The organism is Bacillus sp. CPT56D-587-MTF (assembly GCF_058792335.1).
Genome location: NZ_JBYTEF010000001.1, coordinates 1,067,173 through 1,083,039, shown reverse-complemented (window position 1 = coordinate 1,083,039; position 15,867 = coordinate 1,067,173). Strand labels below are relative to the sequence as shown.

The following is a 15,867-nucleotide window of genomic DNA, read 5'->3' as shown; positions in this document are numbered from 1 at the left end:
AAGTAGCTCCTAAGAGCTACTTTTTAATTATCTATTATGTGCTTTCTTTATAACGATTTTATCTTCTTCTACAGCTACTGTTACATAATCATTTTCTTCTAACCGAAGCTTATTTACAGCCTCATCTGGTAACTCTATGGCCATCAATCTATCGGTTACGATCACTTGACTATACACTTCATTTTCTTGTGATGAATTCACTACTTTTTGCTCATTTATAAAACGTACTGGTGGCACGCCAACTTCTTTTACTGTACGCCATTGTTTCCAAACATACGGAATTAACCATAGTAATCCAACAACTGTAAGACCGATACCAATCCATAAATTACTTTGCGCTTGTAATTCAGTAATTGAGATTGTACCACTTTCTTCTCCACCGAAAAATTGCATACTTGTTGCAATCAAATTATTTAGAGCGTGCACAGCTATATTCGTCCATATATTTTTTGTCTTTATGTATAAAAGACACATAACGACACCAAACATGAACGCACCAATAACATCAAAATGTCCTAGGCCAAAAATAATTGAAGATATAATTACAGCTTTTTTAATTCCCCATTTATGAGCCATTCGCTGTAAGAAAAATCCCCTAAAAATAACCTCTTCCATAATAGGTGCTAACACACATGCTGAAATGAAAGTAAATATCGTCATATATACGTTACTCGTATTAATAACATTTCCGTCTTCTAGCATAGTAACTAAGAAATTCGGTAACGTATGTGCTAATATGTAAAATTGAATCTGAGATATGCCAACTGAAAAAATCATCCCCATTATCGTTGCTAATACAATTAATCCCCAAGATAAACGTCCTGGCTTATCAAAAAAATTGTTAAATACAATATTATTTTTATTTGTTTTTACGTATAGCCAAAGTAACGGAAATACAAAAAATACAGTTATTTGTGAAATAACCTCCATCGTATTCTCAGAAACATTTGCTAGACCTAATGGTATCATTATAAGGAACACCCCTATAATCATCCATCCAAAAAAGCTACGTAGCCTTATACGTGAAAATGCATAGTGCATATAGAACACCTCCAAAGATAGTAAAAGTAAATGGTCGGATAACTACATTATAATATGAATATAGTTGAAACTCTTCCTATTTTTCTCAATTACTTTCAAACAACATAGCTCTTAAAATACCATATCGCTGTTCTTCAAGTTGCAATCCAAGTGAAATTTATGTAATAAAAATCCCCGTTTTTACAAGCGGGGATTTCTTTTATTATAATACGTCACGTTTTTGGAATAATGCACTTGATGCTACAAGTAACACAACAAAGTATGCAGCTACAAGTAATAATGAAGTTGTAAACGTAAATTCTGTAAATGTTGGTTCCATTCCACCATTGATTAATTTATTACTATCGTAAGCTCTTAAATCCAAATGGTTGAATACTACAAACTTCGCTACACCTTTTGCAAACATTATTAATACCATATTAATTGCACCTTGTAAGAAGAATAGGAACATCGTAATAATTAATGGTAATACAGATTTTCTAAAGACATTTGCTAGGAAAAATGCAAGTGTTGCAAAAAAGAACGGTGAAAGTAGTTGATATAAAGTGGACTTCATAACGATTCCTAATGTTAATTCTGTTTTACTACCATCCATTACAATACCGCCAATAATCATTGCAATTAGCATACCAGCTAATACGATAAATAACATTGCTAATAACACTGTAATATATTTAGAAAATAAAACTGCAAGTCTTTTTCTTGGACGGATTAACAATTGTTTAATTGTACCTTTTTGGAACTCATCAGTAAGAGTACGGGCAGCAAGTGTAATCCCAAAAATCGTTGTAAATAAAACAATTAAGCCAATCTCTGAGTTTGCATAATCTAAATATGATCCCTTAAACTCATCACCTTTTCCCCACTTCAACATTGCTAAAGTACCTAAAATTTCGAGTGCCGCAATGACACCCATTAAAATATACATACCTTTTTTCGCATGCAACTTTAAAAATTCATTTTGAATTAATTTAAACATTACGCTTTCACTCCCCCAGTAATCGCTAAGAACTCATCCTCTAACGTTTTATTTTGAACAGTAACTCCGTATACAAGCACATCAGCATGAACAAGTTTTTTTACAAGTTGCGGAATGTTGTCTTTTGTTACAGATGCTACAATTACATTCCCTTTTGCTTTACCTTTAATGATTTCATTTGCTTTCTGAACTTCATCTACTTCAAACGCTACAACGACTGCCTCATCATGTTTCACTTTTTCATGTAAGTTGTACTCTTGTACAAACTCACCTTGTTTAATAATAACGACGCGATCACACATTAATTCAATTTCACTCAATAAGTGACTTGATACGATTACAGCAATATTCTCTTCTTTCGCTAAACGTTGTAAATAATCACGAATTTGGCGAATACCAGCTGGATCTAATCCATTTGTCGGTTCATCTAAAATTAAGATTTTCGGCTGATGCAGTAATGCCTGTGCAATTCCTAAACGTTGTTTCATACCAAGTGAATATGTTTTCACCTTTTTATGAATCGCATGCTCTAACTCAACAAGCTTTACAATCTCAGCAATGCGCTCTTTACTAATTGGTGTAATGGCCATGTTCGCAAAATGCTTTAAGTTTTGCATTCCTGTCATATAATCATATAGTTCAGGATTTTCTACAATCGCTCCAATTTGCTCTAGTGCCTTTTCACGCTCCGAGCGAATACTATGTCCACAAATTGTAATATCGCCCTCTGTCATTGAAATAAGACCTGTCATCATACGGATCGTCGTCGTCTTACCGCTACCGTTCGGTCCAAGGAATCCGTATACTTCTCCTTCACGAACCTCAAATGATAAACCACGAATAATTTCCGTTCCACCAATCTTTTTTCGAACATTCTCTAACTTTACTACTACGTTTCCCAATGCTGATTCCTCCTTTAGACTTCTAGTTTTTTATCGACTATGTGACCTGTAACTACTAGTAATATAATTGTTAATAAACAATTAAAAAATAGATTTAAAATTGTAACCTCTGTACCAGAATAAAATGATGTATTTAAAAAACCATTTTGATCTATAAATCCAATATTATTTATAGCAAACACATACTTTTCTATTTGCTGAAAAATATACGTTATTCCTCCATTAAATGCGGTAAAAATGACGAATAAAACTAAACAAGCAACTTTATTCATAGATGATTTCACATTTAATAGTTTTACAATTACTATAATGAAATAAATAGAAACTAGCATATTAAGAAAATCTAGTCCCCATAAGAAAATAGATAACATATGATGTAATATTCCATAATTATATAAACTGTGTATTGCTTGCTGAATACCTAAATTAGTTTTTCCATTGTAAATATTTAAAGAAAAATAGTATAGAAAAATGATTCCTATTCCTAGCAAAATCATAAAGAGTAGTACACAGAATAAACTATTTGCACATATATACTTTTTTGCTGAAATAGAAGTATAACGTAGCATAGAGTTTTTTAACATTTTCCGAAAAGACGATATACCTGTTAAAAGAATTGCAAATCCATTTATACCTAGTACGATAAAGAATATAATAATAATTATATCTTGCCTACCTGAAATTCTAACTCCTGAAACTCCTTTCATATTAAATAAAAGAATTAATGAAACTGTAATAAAACCAAAGTAAATAATGGCTATCTTTCTCTTATTACAATTATATAGATAAAGAAAAAGCTGACTCATTTCTCATAGGCCTCCTTAAACAGCTCATGTACTGCTTTACCCTTTTGAAATCGTAGTTCTTCCACATTTTCATGCAATATTATTTCTCCATCTTTCAAAAAGATTACTTCATCGAATATATTTTCGATTTCTCTTATTAAATGAGTCGATATAAGTAGCGTACAATCTTCACGATAAAATTTAAGTATTAACTCAAGTACATGTTCTCTAGAAACAAGATCAATCCCGCCCAATGGCTCATCCAGTACATATAGCTTCGCTTTTCGAGAAAACGTTAAAATAATCTGCAGCTTCTCAACCATACCTTTTGACAATGCTGTAATTTTTTCTTCTAACGGTATTTTAAATTCTGCAATCGTATCTACCGCTTTTTGAATATCGAAGTCTTTATAAAAATCTCGGTAGAAAAATAAAGCGTCTTTTACAGTCATCCAATCATCAAAGATTGGCTTATCGGACATAAATGAAACAATTTCTTTCGTCTGTAACCCTACCTTTTTACCGTCTATTGTAATACTACCTTCAGAAGGGTGTTGCAAGCCTGCAATCATTTTCAATAACGTCGTTTTCCCGCTCCCGTTATCTCCAACAAGCCCAACGATTTTCCCTTCCGTAATCTCTATGTTTAATTCACGGATCACTGCTTTTAATCCGTATCTCTTCCATAAGTTTTCTATTTTCAATAGCTCTGTCATTGGCTCTCCTCCCTCTTATCATGTAATGAAGAACGAAGAATTGTAAGAATTTCTTCTTCTGAAAAACCTAAATTGTCCATTCCATCTATAAAAGAATGAAGTAATTCTTTCGCCATCTCTTTTCGCAGCTCCATAATTTTCTCCCCTTCATTCGTTACATACCGTCCCATTCCTCTACGTGTGACAACAACTCCATCCCGTTCTAGCTCTTGAAATGTACGCTGAATCGTATTTGGATTCACTTGTAATTCACTCGCTAATTCACGGACAGAGGGAATTTTATCACCAGGTAATAAATGTCCTGTTACGATCTCTTTTTTTATGTATTCCATTACCTGAATGTAAATTGGTGTATTTGGAGAAAACTCTATTTTCATTTCTTCCCTCCTTTTGTATCAGTGTACTAGTTAAATAATACACCGATACAAAAAGTTTGTAAATACCCATTTAATTACAAAAAAGTTCTATCCGTTAAACGAATAGAACTTCCCAAATATAAATCGCTATACAAAAATAATAGTGTTATGTAAACAAAATTATAAAGAAAAACTGTCTTATCAATGAATAAGACAGTTTTTCTTTATAATCCTATATTAAAAGTTAAACACGAAGTCATCGTCAGCTAACTTTTCAACGTTCGTTGCTTTTACGTAACCATTTCCTTTTACAGAGAAGAAATCATGGTTTTTCGTATCTGTACGTAAACCATTTAAAACGATTGGGTTAATTTCTTCTTCTTCAAACTTCGGCTCAAGTCCTAAGTTCATAAGCCCTTTATTCGCATTGTAACGAACGAAACGATTTACATCTTCTACAAGACCGATAGAAGTGTAAATTTCTTCTGTATAGGCCATTTCAATTTCATATAGTTCCATTAATAACTCTTGTGTTTCTTTTTGCACTTCTTGTTGCTCTTCTGCAGAAAGTTCTGCGAAGATTTGTTGTGCTAAAATACCGACGAATACGCCGTGAATTGACTCATCACGAATTATCAAGTTGATAATCTCACCACTTGCTGTTAGTTTTCCTTGACCAGCTAAGTAAAGTGGATAGAAGAATCCGCTATAGAATAAGTAACTTTCTAAGAACACACTTGCTACCATTGCCATGTATAACTCTTTTTTTGTTACTTCAGGCTTTAATAAACGACGATAGTAACTAGTAATAATACCAGCTTTTTTCTCAAGTAACGGATGATTGTCTACCCAGTCAAAAATATCATCAATCTCTTCTTCTGTAGCTAATGTTGTGAAAATGTGACTATAACTTTTCGCATGTACTTCTTCCATAGCTCCCATGAAAGCTAATACACTTTTCGCTTGTAAATTTTCAAGATGAACCAGTACAAGTGGCATTCCTTCGCCACCTTGTTTCGTATCTAAAAGTGTTAAACCACCTAATACACGCTTATAAGCAATTTGCTCTTCTTTCGATAATTGCACCCAAGTATTTTTGTCAGACGAAACCGCAATTTCTTCTTCTGTCCAAAACTGAGCGATGTTTTGCTTCCAAAACATTAAACTAAAATCATCTTCTTTTTTGTTCCAGTTTACCGCACGCATTAAATCGCCCCTTCTCTAAATATGATAACTAAGCATGAGCAGGGTTCAGAAAACCCTGCTCATCATGTCTCACTTTTTATATTAAACGGTACAAGCCACACACTCTTCCACGCTTAATTTACGTGTTCTCGTATAATACAGACTCTTTAAGCCTTTTTTATGTGCATAGATGTAGTAACGTGCTAATTCACGTGTTGAAATATCACTATTAACGTAAAGAATTGTACTAATTCCTTGGTCAATATGTTCTTGAATTTCTGCGATTAAATCAATTAATTTAAACTGATTCATATCGTAAGAAGATTTATAGTACCAGAACGTATCTTTTGATAAATACGGCATTGGATAATATGTTGTCGCATTCGCATATGTTCTTGATTCGATTTGACTTACGATCGGCATTACGCTTGAAGTTGCATTTTGAACGTAACTGATTGATTGTGTTGGAGCAATGGCAAGACGATATGAGTTGTATAAACCATTCTTCTGCACTTGCTCTTTTAAACTTGTCCAATCTTCTTTTGTTGGAATATGAATTCCTTCAAATAGTTGCTGAACTTTTTCAGTTACTGGGCTGTAATCTGTCGTTTCATACTTTTCGAAGTATGTGCCATTCGCATAATCAGATTTATCGAAGTCCTTAAATGTCTCGCCTTTTTCTGTAGCGATTTCCATACTTTTCTCAATAGAGTAGTAATTTAACATCATAAAGAATGTACGAGCGAATTCTTTCGCTTCTGCACTTTCATAAGCGATTTTATTTTTTGCTAAATATCCGTGTAAGTTCATTGCTCCAAGTCCAACTGAATGAAGCTCGTCATTTGCTTTTTTCACAGTTGGTGCATTCGGAATAATCGTCATATCAGAAACAGCTGTTAAAGCTTCCATTCCCGCATGAACTGCTTCACGAATTTCTTTATTTTCCATTACGTTTACGATATTTAACGATCCTAAGTTACAGTTAATATCACGACGGATAATGTCATCTGTACCGTAATCATTTATTTCTGAAGTTTCTTGAAGCTGGAAGATTTCTGTACATAAGTTCGACATCTTCACAGTTCCAATATCCTTCAATGGATGTTGATTATTTGCATTTGATTTAAACATTAAGTATGGGTAACCAGACTCAAGCTGAATCATAGCGATTTTAATAAGCATATCACGTGCACTAATATCTAGTGGCTTCTTCTTCACTTTCGGATTGCTCATTAATTCATCGTACATTTCATCGATATCAATGTCATCTAAATGCTTTCCGTATTCTTTATACACCGTGTAAGGCGCGAAAACATGGAAAGGTTCGTTTTTCTCAGCAAGCTCAAAGAACTTACTTGGAACGATAATTCCGATTGATAGAGACTGAATACGGCTCTTCTCATCGGCATTTATTTTTTTTGTATCAAGGAATTCAATAATATCCCAATGGAAAATGTTTAAATATACTGCACCGGCACCTTTTCGTTGGCCAAGCTGATTCGCATATGAAAACGAATCTTCAAGCAATTTCATAACAGGTACTACGCCACTTGCAGCGTTGTCGATACCTTTAATTTGCTCACCGCGTGCGCGTAGCTTAGATAAGTTTAAAGCTACTCCCCCGCCGATTTTCGATAATTGCATCGCAGTATTAATGTTAAAGCCGATCGAATTTAAGCTATCGTCCATCTCTAACAAGAAACAAGACACCATTTCTCCTCTTCTGCTTCTTCCCGCATTTAAAAAGGTTGGTGTCGCTGGTTGGTAGTTTTGTTTTACAATCATGCTTGCGAATTGTCTTGCCTTCGAAACATCACCGCGTCCTAAGTATAATGAAACAATTGCTACACGATCTTCATAGCTTTCTAAGTATTGTTTTTGATCATTCGTTTTTAACGCATAATCTTTGTAGAACTTAGATGCTGCCATATAAGATTGGAACTCGAAGTTTTCACCATAAGCGATGTTATATACTTCCTCTACTTCCTCCAAGCTATACTCGTCCAGAACGTTGTAATAGTAATCATGTTCTTTCATATACTCCATTCGCTCTGCCACGCTATTAAAAGGAACGGTATTCTCTCTAGCTTCTTCCATAAAGACTTCTAATGCCTCTTTATCTTTATGAAGCTGATAAAAACCGTCCTGCATTTGCGTGATTTCATTATTCAGTTCAATGTGTCGCAATCTCCCGCACCCTTTCCTTAAAATATTCTACATCGTTATTTGTTCCAGATAACTCAAATTTTGATACAATAGGCACTTCATATTTAGTAGAAATCTTGTCAGCACTTGCACCGAACATGTCTCCCCAGTTACGATTGCCGCTTGCAGATACGCCTTTTAATTTTTCATTATTGCGCTCTAAAAAGTCTAAAACACGTTCTGGTACATTGCCAAAACCTGTTGTATACGTAATAAGAATAAAGTCTTCATCTATTACTAGATCTTCATCAATTTGAACGGCCGGCATATTTAATTTGTGAATGAAACGCTTCACGTTTCCTGTCATAGAATCATATGCAACTAACATTTCCGACCCTCCCTCTCAAATCTATATTCTCTATATGTTGTTCTTGATTTCTCTATATATTGTATTACGTTTCAAAATAAGACACAAGATATATGTATAAATTCTTTCTTTTTTTAACTTTTACTTTTCGACATGATAGCCGTTTTTTTTCAATACAATGACTATGAAACAACATTCTAAAACTCATGTCAATAAAGTGCTTTTCAAAAAAGTTGTCAACGAATTTAACCTTATTTTTAAAAAAGTTAACAATATATTTTGTCATAAAACGGTAGATGCTGAAGAAATATATTTCTCCAGCATCACGCAAAAAAGAACAGATATGAAACTATAATCTGCTCTAAAAAACGATTACATTTATCAAATTTACCTTATTAAATATATTATACATATACTTTCGTTTCTCGTTACATACTAAAAGATAACTATTATAGAAAAAGATTATTATTATGGAACTTCAATTTATTTATGAAAAGTTTATTCAGAGTGCTCAATGCGCAAAATATCTTTTACAAATATATGATGCGGATTTTCATCTTTATCAATCATTGTACATACCGGAGCCTCTTCATCAAAGTATACAATCATTCCTTCTACGTACTGATATGTATGTCGAACTTGTACAGTTACTTTAATTTCTACTGCTTCTTCATATGCTCTTTTTATTTTCCGAAGCATTTTTGCTGAACATTTTCGTTTCTCTGGATACATAACCATTCCCATAAATCGATTGCCGGCTCTATCTTTCCACATATAATCCCAATGTGGTAAAATGCCTTGTTTAAAATCGCCCATAATTCCCCTCTCCTTTATCTTTTATTTATCCCGCATTAAACGTCCGATTGGTGAAAGGCTACTAATCAGTGAGAGATGCCCTGCTGATCAAAATTCCTCTTTATGAACGTGGCGTTTCTGAATATGTATAAATCACTTGCCCGCCTCGCTGTGCGTTACCAATGAAATGCTTAAAGTCTTCTCTATTTACAACAACTTCTCTGAACGTATAAAATACATCTTTCGTAACAACATACTCCTTTATTTCACCATTTTTTAGCTGATCTAAAATTGTATTTGCTAATTCTTTATCCATGTATTTCACCTCTCTGCAATATTTTATTTTATCGTATATTCTATAGGTCAACAACTGTAAATTTATCCCGCTATTTGCAGGTAGTGCGATTGGTGTTGACTACTAATCAGTCGTGGAATGAACAAAAAATCTTACTGATTAACGTTTCACTTTATCTCGTTGTTATGCCATGATTTTATTTTCGTTATTTCGCAAACAATATCGTTTTACTATATGTCCACTAAATATCATATACTAACATAGCTACTTCTCTATATCAAACATTTCGGCATTCAATTATGCAAAGTTCCATACCACTATGCTACAATATACAAATAGAACTAGGAGGGATACTATGATTCGGAAAGCAAAAAAGACAGATGCAATGGCAATAGCTCCTTTATTGTATAATGCTCTGCATGAAATTGCTGAAAAAATCACAGGTAGCACAGATGAAGCAGAAGTATTACTAGGACTTGAGACATGGTTCTCAAAAGAAAATAACCGTCTGAGCTACGAAAACTGTTTTGTCTATGAACAAGACGAGAGTGCAGTTGGAGTTATTGTCGCTTATCATGGTAGTGAAGCAACACAGCTTGACGCACCAATTGTACATCACTTAAGAGAATTACATAAAGATGAATCAATTACGTTAGAAAAAGAAGCTGAGCTTGATGAGTATTACATTGATACACTATCAGTTTCAAGTGCACACGGCGGAAAAGGTATCGGTTCTAAATTAATTGAAGCTGCCGAAATCTATGCAACTGAAAAAGGGCATGAAAAAATCGCTTTACTTGTTAATTTAGAAAACACACGCGCCTATTCACTATACGAAAAGTTAGGTTATAAAAAAGATGAAATTGTTATGCTAGTAGGCGAACCTTATGCTCATCTCGTAAAACCATTAAACGTCAAAATTTCTGTATCTTAAAAAGAAAGCACACGATTTATATAAATCGTGTGCTTTTCAGAGTGTTGGGAAACCCTTTAGGGTTCCCAACACTCTGGAATCTTTTTTGATTTTAGCGAATAAAAACAACATAAAATAATAGAATTTTAAAAAATAGCCCTCCACCTGACCCTTTTTGGTCAGGTGGAGGGCTATTTTTTTCATGTTTTGACAAGCTGCGGTGAGATAAGCTTGCATTTGGACAGACTTCAGCCCTCGAAACCGGGCATAGCGGTAGCCATGTAGTTCTTTGGCGTCTGCAAAGCTTCGCTCTATAGTGGAACAGCGTACTTTATACAACCTTTTCCCTGTAGCTGTTAGCTTGTTTTTTCTAGCAATATCCTTATATTTCTCCCACACATGATGAGTGATAACTTTTTGTTTTTGTTTCTTTGAAAAGCACACCTCACGTAACGGACAAACAGCGCAGTCTTCTGGATTCGATTTGTATTGACGGTATCCTTCACGATCAGTTGTTACATATTCTAGAATACATCCCATCGGACAAGCGAAAACATTCATTTCTTCTACATATTTAAATTGGCTTTTCGGTACTTCTTTATTCCGTTTTCCAAATCGGCGATACCCCATCACCATAAATATATTCCGTTCTGATAGTTTCTTACAGATATATCCTGTAAAATAGCCAGCATCAAGGGCAACAGCTTCTACTTTGAAGTCGAATTTATCAATCTGAGCTTGGAGGCGTGCTAAATACGGCTCGGAATCTGCCATATTTCCAGCCGTTACATAGGTATCTGTAATAATATTGTACTTCGCATCAGTCGTACGATGATCCAAGAAATGAAAACCATTTGGTTTTCCATCTCTCATTAAAAATCCACTATCTGGATCCGTTGTACTTATACGAGTTTTTTTGGTAGGGGTATCACTTTCCTTTCTAGGTTTTAATTCTTTTTTCCATGTACCTCACGATCTTCGATTACCGCAGCTTCTAGCTCGTCTATATAAAACTTTGCTTTTTCTTTTTTATATTTATGTACAAATTTATTTTTATTGGCATTGGCCTTAATATGTGTAGAATCTGTCATCAGTGCACGTCCTCCTACCATCCGGTGCTCCGTCGCTTGTCTCACAATCTCATCAAAAATTTCTTCGAAAATATTTGTATGAATAAAACGAGTACGACGATTCCAACTGATTGTAGAGTGATCCGGAATAGTATCCGATAGAGAAAACCCTAAAAACCAACGGTAGGCAATATTCGTTTTAATTTCCTTTTCCAATTGACGCTCAGAACGAATACCGTAAAAATATCCAATAAACATCATCTTAAATAAAACAATAGGATGAATGGACGGGCGTCCATTGTTTTCACAGTAATAAGGGCGTAACTTCTCTTCAATAAAATCAAAACTAATTGTCGCTTCAATTGCACGAAGGAAATGATCTTGTGGAACCAACTCTTCTACAGAAACAGATACACGCTCATCACGATGATTTTTTAAAGCACCCATCATAAAAAATCTCTCCTTTTCCTCTTTTTTATCAGTGTTGACACATAAAAAGAGGTTCAGACACAAAAACAGGCTGTGGAGAAGACTTTCTCCACAGCCTGGAAAGCACACGATTTATATAAATCGTGTGCTTTTATGTTAAATTCGTATTTAATATATTTCCATCCATCGCCTCGTGAAACGTATATGTTGTACATCCCCATGGCTTTCTATGCAAAATAGGCGAACCAGACCATCCCATTGCCCTCAGCTCCGTTCCAATCATCGAATTAAAATAATTATGACCTACAAGAGCAATACTTCCATGTACGAGAGCATAACGATGTAATACGTAAGCTGCTTGCCTTGCCCTCTCTCTTACTTCCTTATAAGATTCAACATTTTTATGGTAACCAAGTATCCATAATGCTCGTCCAATACACATCCATACGTTAAGTTTACACTTCAACCATTTTGGCGCATAAAAGCTCGCCGGAACTGCCGCTTCCCTAAAAAGAGAATTTTGTATAAAACATAAAGAATCCATTAATTCAGCTGCTGACTGTACAGCACACTTTTGATCACTCGTTACAATCAATTTCGCTACTTCAACCGCTTCTCTTGTTTCCAATGGTATAGGTTGTTTTTCTGTTATAGTATGTAAGTCATATCCTTTTATCCATTCATGAAAGGATGTAACCGTCATTGGTTCTATAGTACAATCTAAGCGACCATGACGAATAAAAGAAATCTTCATTCTTTTCACTCTCCATTCATCACTTATGAACTCTATTATGCACTAGTTCTAAACATCATACCACGCAAGAAAATAAAGTTATATACCTTTACATCTCCCCACCACTATCATGTGTTATCGAAGCATGGATACCATCCATCCCATCAAAATATGTACTCGTATCATATTGACGAATCTTTTTTAAATGCATATAAGAAAATAAAAATAAAATTAAAGCTATAACACTCCCCACAAATTCAAACATCATTTTACCGCCTCTAATTTCTCCCACTTCAGCAGGTTATTCTACTTTTTCATTATACCTCGATATAAAGATTCTCGCATTTTTGCTATTTTTTTCAAAAAACATGGATTTTCTACATATTTTCTTACAAAAAGTGAATATTTTTCGAATTTTTACTTTGGAAACATTTACAAAGTAGGAAATATGGTTCAAAATAGGAGGAAATAAAAAAACCCAAATTTATTCTTTTTTTGGGAAAACTGTAACAAGGAGAGTTGCTTATGCAGATCGCAGAAACTGGAGATATCATCGAATTTAAAGGTGGAATGCACGGCCGTGTTCAAAAAGTAAATCAAAACTCTGTTATTGTTGATATAACAATTATGAAGAATTTTAGAGAACTAGATATGGAACCTCTTACAGTTGTAAGTCATAAAAACTATACTGTCATTAATCAAAATGCATAATATAATAGAAAGAAAGGGCCTGTATAGTATACAGGCCCTTTCTTTCTATTAACGATTATCAATTGTTTCCGGATATAGATCGTGGTTCATCATGCGGTAATCAGCCATTTGTTCATACTTCGTCCCTGGGCGCCCGTAGTTGCAGTATGGATCAATTGAAATGCCACCACGTGGTGTGAATTTCCCCCATACTTCAATATAACGTGGATCCATTAATTTAATTAAATCGTTCATAATAACGTTCATGCAATCTTCATGGAAATCACCATGATTGCGGAAACTAAATAAATACAACTTTAAAGATTTACTCTCTACCATTTTTTGCTCTGGAATATAGCTAATATAAATTGTTGCAAAATCTGGTTGTCCTGTTTTCGGGCATAAACTTGTAAATTCAGGACAATTGAATTTTACAAAATAATCACGGTTTGGATGATTATTATCAAATACCTCTAATATTTCTGGGCTATATTCAAATAAATATTTTGTATTTTGATTCCCTAGTAATGTTACATCTTTTAAATCTTCATCTAATCTTCCTGTCATTTTAAACATCCCTTCTCGTTATACGCCGCGCTTATTTCCCCATACTAACGCATGAAGCTGAGGCAATACTTTTGCATCATTCATCTCTTTACAATTTACAGCTTTATCAATCAGCCATTCATACTTATCTAATAATTTTTTTATAAGCATCGCATCATCCACTGTTTTTGTATCATCGTTTCCTACTTGTAAGAAAAATGGTACCTTTGGATAACGTTCGTGCATCTTAACTGCATATTCAAAATCATGATCATCGAATACTACTACTTTTAAACTAATATCTTTTCCTGCTAGTTTCTGAATAATAGCATCTAACCTCTGAAAATCTGTTTTCATCGTTGAACTTGGTGGTTTTGGAGAAATTGTTATCTCATCAATTTGAAGTAACCAATCTTGCCATTTACTCCCTTGCGTTTCAATTGCCGTTCGCATTCCATTTTCTTTTAATATAGAAAGAAGAAACTCAATATTTTTCAATAATGCCGGATTTCCACCTGAAATCGTAACATGAGAAAAATTTTCTCCTCCAATTGCAACAAGCTCATCCCAAATATCTTCTGGTGTCATCTGTCTAATTTGATCTTTAGCTGATCCATCCCACGTAAAAGCAGAATCACACCAAGCACAGCTATAATCACAACCAGCTGTACGAATAAACATTGTCTTTTGCCCTACAACCATTCCTTCACCTTGAATAGTCGGACCGAATATTTCTAAGACAGGGATTTTACTCATCAAGCATCCACTCCCGTCTTACTTCCGCATAACTAGTCGGCGTCTCAAATAAACGAACAAATTCAACGCGAGCTCCTTTATATTCGTTCACTCGATTCTCTTTTGTTAGTGCTTCTGCCATCTTTTCATAAATCCAAACGACCATATTTTCAGCAGTCGTATTCATTGCAGGTAACGTTTCGTTTAAATAACGATGATCTAGATAAATTTCTATTTCATTCTTCCAAATTTCTTTTATATCTCCAAAGTCAATTGCAAGACCTATTTCATTTACATATCCACTAATTCCAAATACAACTTTATATGTGTGACCATGTAAGTTTTTACATTTCCCTTCATAACAGTGTAAATGGTGTGCTGCATCAAATGTAAATTCCTTGCTGACCATTACTCTTTTATTATGGTATTTGAGTTGTTTACGCTGAATATCCTTGTCCATTTTTTGCAAATTCTCTACGATGCGAAATCCAAAAAAGTTATCCATTAGTTGTTCGCTCCTTCGCGTTCTTGTAGGTACGTATCTAATCCTGCTTTACGAAGTTGACATGCTGGACATTCACCGCAACCATCACCAATGATTCCGTTATAACATGTTAATGTTTTTTCTCGAACAAACTCAAATGCTCCAAGTTCATCTGATAATTTCCATGTTTCAGCCTTATCAATCCACATAAGTGGCGTGTGAATGACAAACGGGTAATCCATAGATAAATTTAAAGTAACATTTAACGATTTCACAAACACGTCACGGCAGTCTGGATAACCACTGAAATCAGTTTCACATACACCCGTTACAATATGACGTGCTCCAACTTGTTTTGCTAATACAGCAGCAAATGATAAGAAGAGTAAATTTCGTCCATCTACAAATGTCGATGGCAATTCACCTTCTTCATGTGTAATCTCCATATCCGTTCTCGTTAACGCATTTGGAGCAAGTTGATTTAATAGACTCATATCTAGTACCGTATGCTTTATTCCTAGTTCTTTTGCAATTTCCACTGCACAATCAATTTCTAGCTTATGACGTTGATTGTAATTAAACGTTACAGCTTCTACCTCTGCAAACTGCTCTATTGCCCAAAATAAACATGTCGTACTATCTTGTCCTCCACTAAAAACAACAACTGCTTTTTCTTTTTTCATTTCACTCATTCTCCTTCT

20 protein-coding genes are annotated in these 15,867 nt (G+C 34.3%); 2 read left to right on the top strand and 18 right to left on the bottom strand.

All coding sequences use genetic code 11. The features are described from left to right. Positions 1-27: 27 nt before the first annotated feature. The 11 genes from AC3WVZ_RS05655 to ykzS all read right to left on the bottom strand — a co-directional run bounded on the left by AC3WVZ_RS05655 (position 28) and on the right by ykzS (position 9,587). Positions 28-1,041, bottom strand: coding sequence for a CPBP family intramembrane glutamic endopeptidase (locus AC3WVZ_RS05655; RefSeq protein ID WP_233936175.1), 1,014 nt, complete (start codon positions 1,039-1,041; stop codon positions 28-30). A 202-nt stretch (positions 1,042-1,243) separates the two neighbouring features. Further along, the gene (locus AC3WVZ_RS05650; protein ID WP_000475456.1) at positions 1,244-2,020 is read right to left on the bottom strand and encodes an ABC transporter permease; all 777 of its coding nucleotides are present in this window, start codon (positions 2,018-2,020) and stop codon (positions 1,244-1,246) included. Next, a complete protein-coding gene (locus tag AC3WVZ_RS05645; RefSeq protein ID WP_000528788.1) occupies positions 2,020-2,922 on the bottom strand; it encodes an ABC transporter ATP-binding protein in 903 nt (300 codons plus the stop codon). Before AC3WVZ_RS05645 ends, AC3WVZ_RS05650 begins: the two co-directional genes overlap by 1 nt. A gap of 14 nt (positions 2,923-2,936) precedes the next feature. Continuing rightward, positions 2,937-3,728 carry an ABC transporter permease gene (locus AC3WVZ_RS05640; RefSeq protein WP_000080432.1) on the bottom strand — a complete coding sequence of 264 codons (792 nt, stop codon included), beginning with the start codon at positions 3,726-3,728 and terminating at the stop codon, positions 2,937-2,939. After that, on the bottom strand, positions 3,725-4,423 hold the full coding sequence (locus AC3WVZ_RS05635; RefSeq protein WP_000137738.1) for an ABC transporter ATP-binding protein: 699 nt from the start codon (positions 4,421-4,423) through the stop codon (positions 3,725-3,727). Before AC3WVZ_RS05635 ends, AC3WVZ_RS05640 begins: the two co-directional genes overlap by 4 nt. Then, complete coding sequence (locus AC3WVZ_RS05630; protein WP_000687512.1) at positions 4,420-4,800, bottom strand: GntR family transcriptional regulator; 381 nt, start codon at positions 4,798-4,800, stop codon at positions 4,420-4,422. The genes AC3WVZ_RS05635 and AC3WVZ_RS05630 overlap by 4 nt, the downstream gene beginning before the upstream one ends. Before the next feature lie 216 nt (positions 4,801-5,016). Further along, positions 5,017-5,985: a class 1b ribonucleoside-diphosphate reductase subunit beta gene (gene nrdF, locus AC3WVZ_RS05625; protein WP_001203029.1), complete on the bottom strand. Its 969-nt coding sequence runs from the start codon at positions 5,983-5,985 to the stop codon at positions 5,017-5,019. 81 nt (positions 5,986-6,066) lie between these two features. Next, complete coding sequence (gene nrdE, locus AC3WVZ_RS05620; RefSeq protein WP_001215839.1) at positions 6,067-8,151, bottom strand: class 1b ribonucleoside-diphosphate reductase subunit alpha; 2,085 nt, start codon at positions 8,149-8,151, stop codon at positions 6,067-6,069. Further along, a complete protein-coding gene (gene nrdI, locus AC3WVZ_RS05615; protein ID WP_000959447.1) occupies positions 8,138-8,497 on the bottom strand; it encodes a class Ib ribonucleoside-diphosphate reductase assembly flavoprotein NrdI in 360 nt (119 codons plus the stop codon). Before nrdI ends, nrdE begins: the two co-directional genes overlap by 14 nt. A gap of 477 nt (positions 8,498-8,974) precedes the next feature. Then, on the bottom strand, positions 8,975-9,292 hold the full coding sequence (locus AC3WVZ_RS05610) for a hypothetical protein (RefSeq protein ID WP_227077965.1): 318 nt from the start codon (positions 9,290-9,292) through the stop codon (positions 8,975-8,977). Positions 9,293-9,392: 100 nt separating this feature from the next. Continuing rightward, complete coding sequence (gene ykzS, locus AC3WVZ_RS05605; protein ID WP_000356684.1) at positions 9,393-9,587, bottom strand: protein YkzS; 195 nt, start codon at positions 9,585-9,587, stop codon at positions 9,393-9,395. A 334-nt stretch (positions 9,588-9,921) separates the two neighbouring features. Between ykzS and AC3WVZ_RS05600 the strand changes: the two genes are divergently transcribed. Then, the gene (locus AC3WVZ_RS05600; protein WP_000619542.1) at positions 9,922-10,500 is read left to right on the top strand and encodes a GNAT family N-acetyltransferase; all 579 of its coding nucleotides are present in this window, start codon (positions 9,922-9,924) and stop codon (positions 10,498-10,500) included. Positions 10,501-10,536: 36 nt separating this feature from the next. On the opposite strand, the gene AC3WVZ_RS05595 is transcribed toward AC3WVZ_RS05600, so the two are convergent. The 3 genes from AC3WVZ_RS05595 to AC3WVZ_RS05585 all read right to left on the bottom strand — a co-directional run bounded on the left by AC3WVZ_RS05595 (position 10,537) and on the right by AC3WVZ_RS05585 (position 12,979). Next, positions 10,537-11,999, bottom strand: a protein-coding gene (locus AC3WVZ_RS05595; protein WP_425594305.1) for an IS1182-like element ISBth7 family transposase whose coding sequence is annotated in 2 segments (ribosomal slippage) — positions 10,537-11,438 and positions 11,438-11,999 — 1,464 coding nt in all. Because the reading frame shifts where the segments join, the coding sequence is not laid out codon by codon here. 130 nt (positions 12,000-12,129) lie between these two features. Further along, a complete protein-coding gene (locus AC3WVZ_RS05590; protein ID WP_000703101.1) occupies positions 12,130-12,732 on the bottom strand; it encodes a hypothetical protein in 603 nt (200 codons plus the stop codon). Positions 12,733-12,820: 88 nt separating this feature from the next. After that, positions 12,821-12,979, bottom strand: coding sequence for a hypothetical protein (locus AC3WVZ_RS05585; RefSeq protein WP_000971063.1), 159 nt, complete (start codon positions 12,977-12,979; stop codon positions 12,821-12,823). A 257-nt stretch (positions 12,980-13,236) separates the two neighbouring features. Here AC3WVZ_RS05585 and AC3WVZ_RS05580 point away from each other — a divergent pair, with 257 nt between their 5' ends. Continuing rightward, positions 13,237-13,422, top strand: coding sequence for a YkvS family protein (locus tag AC3WVZ_RS05580; protein WP_233936174.1), 186 nt, complete (start codon positions 13,237-13,239; stop codon positions 13,420-13,422). A 48-nt stretch (positions 13,423-13,470) separates the two neighbouring features. Here AC3WVZ_RS05580 and queF read toward each other — a convergent pair whose 3' ends face one another. The 4 genes from queF to queC are packed head-to-tail and all read right to left on the bottom strand — an operon-like array spanning position 13,471 to position 15,849. Further along, positions 13,471-13,968 (bottom strand): preQ(1) synthase, encoded by a 498-nt coding sequence (gene queF, locus AC3WVZ_RS05575; protein ID WP_001986050.1) that lies wholly within the window; start codon positions 13,966-13,968, stop codon positions 13,471-13,473. Positions 13,969-13,986: 18 nt separating this feature from the next. Continuing rightward, complete coding sequence (gene queE, locus AC3WVZ_RS05570; protein WP_000036294.1) at positions 13,987-14,703, bottom strand: 7-carboxy-7-deazaguanine synthase QueE; 717 nt, start codon at positions 14,701-14,703, stop codon at positions 13,987-13,989. After that, positions 14,696-15,187 carry a 6-carboxytetrahydropterin synthase QueD gene (queD, locus tag AC3WVZ_RS05565; protein ID WP_000368414.1) on the bottom strand — a complete coding sequence of 164 codons (492 nt, stop codon included), beginning with the start codon at positions 15,185-15,187 and terminating at the stop codon, positions 14,696-14,698. Before queD ends, queE begins: the two co-directional genes overlap by 8 nt. Then, on the bottom strand, positions 15,187-15,849 hold the full coding sequence (gene queC / locus AC3WVZ_RS05560; RefSeq protein WP_227077966.1) for a 7-cyano-7-deazaguanine synthase QueC: 663 nt from the start codon (positions 15,847-15,849) through the stop codon (positions 15,187-15,189). Before queC ends, queD begins: the two co-directional genes overlap by 1 nt. Positions 15,850-15,867 lie beyond the last annotated feature (18 nt).

Coding starts and splice junctions, on each gene's coding strand:
- AC3WVZ_RS05610 (WP_227077965.1), bottom strand. CDS start 9,292: ATGGGCGATTTTAAACAAGGCATTTTACCACATTGGGATTATATGTGG.
- nrdF (WP_001203029.1), bottom strand. CDS start 5,985: ATGCGTGCGGTAAACTGGAACAAAAAAGAAGATGATTTTAGTTTAATG.
- queC (WP_227077966.1), bottom strand. CDS start 15,849: ATGAAAAAAGAAAAAGCAGTTGTTGTTTTTAGTGGAGGACAAGATAGT.
- queF (WP_001986050.1), bottom strand. CDS start 13,968: ATGACAGGAAGATTAGATGAAGATTTAAAAGATGTAACATTACTAGGG.
- queD (WP_000368414.1), bottom strand. CDS start 15,187: ATGGATAACTTTTTTGGATTTCGCATCGTAGAGAATTTGCAAAAAATG.
- ykzS (WP_000356684.1), bottom strand. CDS start 9,587: ATGGATAAAGAATTAGCAAATACAATTTTAGATCAGCTAAAAAATGGT.
- AC3WVZ_RS05635 (WP_000137738.1), bottom strand. CDS start 4,423: ATGACAGAGCTATTGAAAATAGAAAACTTATGGAAGAGATACGGATTA.
- AC3WVZ_RS05630 (WP_000687512.1), bottom strand. CDS start 4,800: ATGAAAATAGAGTTTTCTCCAAATACACCAATTTACATTCAGGTAATG.
- AC3WVZ_RS05655 (WP_233936175.1), bottom strand. CDS start 1,041: ATGCACTATGCATTTTCACGTATAAGGCTACGTAGCTTTTTTGGATGG.
- AC3WVZ_RS05640 (WP_000080432.1), bottom strand. CDS start 3,728: ATGAGTCAGCTTTTTCTTTATCTATATAATTGTAATAAGAGAAAGATA.
- nrdI (WP_000959447.1), bottom strand. CDS start 8,497: ATGTTAGTTGCATATGATTCTATGACAGGAAACGTGAAGCGTTTCATT.
- AC3WVZ_RS05650 (WP_000475456.1), bottom strand. CDS start 2,020: ATGTTTAAATTAATTCAAAATGAATTTTTAAAGTTGCATGCGAAAAAA.
- AC3WVZ_RS05580 (WP_233936174.1), top strand. CDS start 13,237: ATGCAGATCGCAGAAACTGGAGATATCATCGAATTTAAAGGTGGAATG.
- AC3WVZ_RS05600 (WP_000619542.1), top strand. CDS start 9,922: ATGATTCGGAAAGCAAAAAAGACAGATGCAATGGCAATAGCTCCTTTA.
- AC3WVZ_RS05590 (WP_000703101.1), bottom strand. CDS start 12,732: ATGAAGATTTCTTTTATTCGTCATGGTCGCTTAGATTGTACTATAGAA.
- queE (WP_000036294.1), bottom strand. CDS start 14,703: ATGAGTAAAATCCCTGTCTTAGAAATATTCGGTCCGACTATTCAAGGT.
- AC3WVZ_RS05585 (WP_000971063.1), bottom strand. CDS start 12,979: ATGATGTTTGAATTTGTGGGGAGTGTTATAGCTTTAATTTTATTTTTA.